2 protein-coding genes and 3 pseudogenes are annotated in these 4,237 nt (G+C 69.8%); 4 read left to right on the top strand and 1 reads right to left on the bottom strand.

Annotation, left to right across the window (positions count from 1 at the left end; all coding sequences use genetic code 11):
- The 4 genes and pseudogenes from K4G64_RS38585 to K4G64_RS38570 form a co-directional block, all read left to right on the top strand.
- A pseudogene (locus tag K4G64_RS38585) lies at positions 1-276 on the top strand (hypothetical protein); the annotation flags it as partial.
- Positions 277-395: 119 nt separating this feature from the next.
- Positions 396-1,152 (top strand): annotated as a pseudogene (locus K4G64_RS38580) (DUF1684 domain-containing protein).
- 250 nt (positions 1,153-1,402) lie between these two features.
- Positions 1,403-2,308 (top strand): S1 family peptidase, encoded by a 906-nt coding sequence (locus tag K4G64_RS38575; protein ID WP_221760514.1) that lies wholly within the window; start codon positions 1,403-1,405, stop codon positions 2,306-2,308.
- A 392-nt stretch (positions 2,309-2,700) separates the two neighbouring features.
- The gene (locus tag K4G64_RS38570; protein ID WP_221760513.1) at positions 2,701-3,783 is read left to right on the top strand and encodes a S1 family peptidase; all 1,083 of its coding nucleotides are present in this window, start codon (positions 2,701-2,703) and stop codon (positions 3,781-3,783) included.
- 261 nt (positions 3,784-4,044) lie between these two features.
- Here the strand turns inward: K4G64_RS38570 and K4G64_RS38565 are convergent.
- Positions 4,045-4,237, bottom strand: a pseudogene (locus K4G64_RS38565) (DUF3533 domain-containing protein); the annotation flags it as partial.

Genomic DNA, 4,237 nt, shown 5'->3' with positions numbered 1-4,237 from the left:
GGGAATCCGTACGCCGGTGGGGGAGGGGCGTACGGCGGCGACGGATTCGGCGGTGGCTTCGGTGGCGGTGGTTTCGGTGGGGGCGTTCCGGCGCCCCAGCCGCCCCGCCGGCGTGGGTTCTGGGCCGGCTGCGGGATGTTCTGGCTGCTGTGTTGCACCTGCAAGCTGTGCTGCGCGAAGGAGTACGAGGGGCCGTGGTCCCGTAAGAGGCGCGAGGGCGTCTGCCGGGACTGTGACTGCGACGGGTGCGACTGCTGCTGCCCCTGCGACGGCTGACGAGTCCCGTGCGACGGCGGCCCTGCGACGGCTGACTCACCCCGTGTGACAGGGTCGCCCGAATGACGACGGACGCATCCCAGGACTGGCAGCGGTAGCACGAGCGGCGCGTCGCGACGGTGTCGGCGCCGTACGGACCGCTCGCGCTCATCGGCACCCTCCCCCAGTGCCTGAACAGCCTGGGGGCACCCCCAGGCTGGAGGACTATCCGGACGGTCGACTTCCGGACATCCCCGGGTCCTGGCGGGCCGACGGTGACGCGGTCGTGCTGACCGCCACCGAGGCGGACGGACTCACCCTGGGCGCAGAGCCCTTCGGCGGCGAGGTGCGGCTCGCGGCCGACCCGGGGCCCGCGAGCGAGGCCCGGGTGGCGTACGGGGAGTGGCGGCTGGTCGTGCTGGTGCGTGAGGGGGCGTGGGGCGTGCGGGACTTCGACCCGGAATCACCCGCACGCCGGGCGTTCGACGGTCTGCGCGTCACGCCGTACGACCCGCGCTGGGCGGTGCCGGGGCGCTTCACCCCGTACGACACCGGCCGGACGGTCCGGGTGCCGAACGCCGACGCGCGGGAGCGCGGGCTCGGGCTCGGCGGGGAACTGGTCTTCGAGCTGGAGGGGCGGGAGCTGAGCCTTCAGGTGTCGCTCCAGGACGACGGCTCGCTGTGGACCGTGTTCGCCGACGCCACCAGCGGGAGCGGCAGTTACCGCTTCCGGTTCCTGCGCCCCGCCGCACCGGACGCCGAGGGGCGTACGACGGTCGACCTCAACCGCGCGCTGCTGCCGCCGTGCGCCTCGCCGACCATTTCGTCTGCCCCTTCCCGCCGCCGGGGAACACGCTGGGCGTCGAGGTCGCGGCGGGGGAGCGTGCCCTTTCGTGACGGTGGGACGGGGAGTTTCGTGACGGTGGGGCGGGGTGCGGGAGCAGGCCAGGAGTCGCTTCGTAAACAACCGTCAAAGGTTGAAGTCCGAAAGGCACTCTTGCGCCGACCGGCCGTTCGGCCGAATACTCCCCCTCAGCGCTTGTCAGGGGCACGGCGTGTTCGGAATCCGGACAGCCGGTACCTGACTGCGCCTCACGGGCCCGAAACCCCACGAGGGCCCCCGACTTCCTTTGTGGAGGAACGAAAAGTGAGGATCAAGCGCACCACCCCTCGCAGTGGCATTTCGAGACGGACCCGGCTGATCGCCGTTTCCACCGGCCTCGTTGCCGCCGCAGCGATCGCGATCCCCAGCGCGAACGCGTCCGACGCCCCCACCACCTTCAGCGCCGCCGAGCTCAAGAGCGCCAGCGGCTCCTTGCTGAAGGCCGACATCCCGGGTACCGCCTGGGCCGTCGACAGCAAGACCAACCGCGTGCTCCTGACCGTGGACAGCACGGTCACGCAGGCCGAGATCGCGAAGATCAAGCAGCAGGCCGGCGGCAACGCCGACGCGCTCACGATCAAGCGCACCCCGGGCAAGTTCACCAAGCTCATCCAAGGCGGCGACGCCATCTATGCGAGTAGCTGGCGCTGCTCCCTCGGCTTCAACGTCCGTGCCAGCAACGGCACCGAGTACTTCCTGACCGCCGGTCACTGCACCGACGGCGCGGGCACCTGGTACTCCAACTCCGCCCGCACCACGGTCATCGGCTCCACCGCCGGCTCCAGCTTCCCGGGCAACGACTACGGCATCGTGCGCTACAGCGGGTCCGTCAGCCGCCCCGGTACCGCGAACGGCGTGGACATCACGCGCGCGGCCACCCCGAGCGTGGGCACCACCGTCATCCGCGACGGCTCCACGACCGGTACGCACAGCGGTCGGGTCACGGCCCTCAACGCCACCGTCAACTACGGCGGCGGGGACATCGTGTCCGGCCTGATCCAGACCACGGTCTGCGCCGAGCCCGGTGACTCCGGCGGCTCGCTCTACGGCAGCAACGGCACGGCGTACGGTCTGACCTCCGGGGGCAGCGGCAACTGCTCCTCCGGTGGCACGACGTTCTTCCAGCCGGTCACGGAGGCCCTGAGCGCCTACGGCGTCAGCGTCTACTAGGTCCTCGGCTGCAGTTCGCCGCACTTCATGGGTCATGCCCCCGCACGCGTTGCGTGCGGGGGCTTCATGGTGTTTGCGGGGTTTTGGACTGTGTGTGGGTGACCCTTCGAACCGGCCGTCAGAGGGGCGAAATTCAGCCACGTGCAGACCTCGCAGAGTGGGCGCACATTACTCACGCGTAATGTTTGCAGTGTGAATGCACGGGAGTTGGGTCCGATTTGATCGCGGACGGTCAAAATGAGGGGGCGTGCGAAGCGCTGTCTACGCGCGTCTCGAACTCACCCTTGTGTGCTCCCCGTTGTCCTCGGAATAGTGGGCGCTCGTCAACGAAGCCTTCCGGCTCGTGAGGTCCCCACAACCTCTCGTGCCGACCCCCCACAGGAGGACAGAAGTTGAAGCACCGACGCATACCCAAGAGGCGTGCAGTCGTGGCAGGTGCGGGCATAGCCGCGCTGGTTGCCGCGGGAGTGACGTTCCAGACCGCGAACGCCAGTGAGACCCCTGAGGCGTCCGCACCCCGGACCCTGTCGGTCACGGCGGCCGGAAAGCTCGCCTCGACGCTGGCCGAGGACCTCGGTGGCGACGCGGCCGGGACGTACTACGACACCAAGAGCAAGAGCCTCGTGGTGAACGTGCTCGACGAGGCCGCCGCGCAGACCGTCGAGAAGGCCGGCGCCAAGGCGAGAGTGGTGGCGAACTCCCTCGCCGAGCTGAAGAGTGCCCGCAGCACGCTGAAGGCGGACGCGACCATCCCCGGCACCGCCTGGGTGACCGACCCGACGACGAACAAGGTCGTCGTGACCGCCGACCGTACGGTCTCCAAGGCCGAGTGGGCGACGCTGACGAAGGTCGTGGACGGGCTCGGGGCGAAGGCCGAACTCAAGCGGTCGAAGGGGGAGTACAAGCCCTTCATCGCCGGTGGCGACGCGATCACCGGTGGCAGCGGGCGCTGCTCGCTGGGCTTCAACGTGGTCAAGGGTGGCGAGCCGTTCTTCCTGACCGCCGGGCACTGCACCGAGGGCATCTCCACGTGGTCGGACTCCAGCGGCAAGGAGATCGGCACGAACGCGGACTCCCAGTTCCCGGACAACGACTACGGGCTGGTCAAGTACACCGCGGAGGTTGCCCACCCGAGTGAGGTGAACCTGTACAACGGGTCCACTCAGAAGATCTCGGGTGCGGCGGACGCGACCGTCGGCATGGCGGTGACCCGGAGCGGGTCGACCACGCAGGTGCACGAGGGCAAGGTCACGGGGCTGGACGCCACCGTGAACTACGGCAACGGCGACATCGTGAACGGGCTGATCCAGACCGACGTGTGCGCGGAGCCGGGTGACAGTGGCGGGTCGCTGTTCTCGGGCGACAAGGCGGTCGGGCTCACGTCCGGTGGCAGCGGTGACTGCACCTCGGGCGGGGAGACGTTCTTCCAGCCGGTGACCGAGGCGCTGTCGGCTACCGGGACCGAGATCGGCTGACGCCTCGGAGTTTGTGGAGCCCCGCCCCCTCTTGTGGGGGCGGGGCTTTGCGCTGTGTGCGGCTGTTCCGTGGGTGCGTGCTCGTTTCGCCTTGGCGTTGGGTGTGGGTCGGGGCCGCGCCGGGGGGTGTCCGTCCTCGGAACGGCGCGATGAGGTCTCACGCCGACTGACTGTCCGTTGACGCGCCAGCCGCTGCGGGCGGACACCCCCCGACACGGCCCCTTCTCGCCGTACGCGGGTGCGGGCGCGCGGTGGCGGGGGCTACGTCGCGTTTGCGCGCCTTCTTACCGTGGCCGCCGCCAGGGTGATCGCCGTTCCTGCCACTGCCCACGCTGCCAGGACCAGGAGCGATGTCGTCATCGCGTTGTTGTCGAAGTAGGCGATGGAGCGCGTCGACCAGGTGCCGGCGCCCGGGGGGAGGGCCGGGCCGATCGCCTTCCAGAAGGGTGGGAGG

The organism is Streptomyces sp. WAC04114, from assembly GCF_019733245.1.
GTDB classification, from domain to species: domain Bacteria; phylum Actinomycetota; class Actinomycetes; order Streptomycetales; family Streptomycetaceae; genus Streptomyces; species Streptomyces massasporeus_A.
Note: the sequence above shows the minus strand (reverse complement) of the source record. Positions and strands in the feature narration are given on the sequence as shown.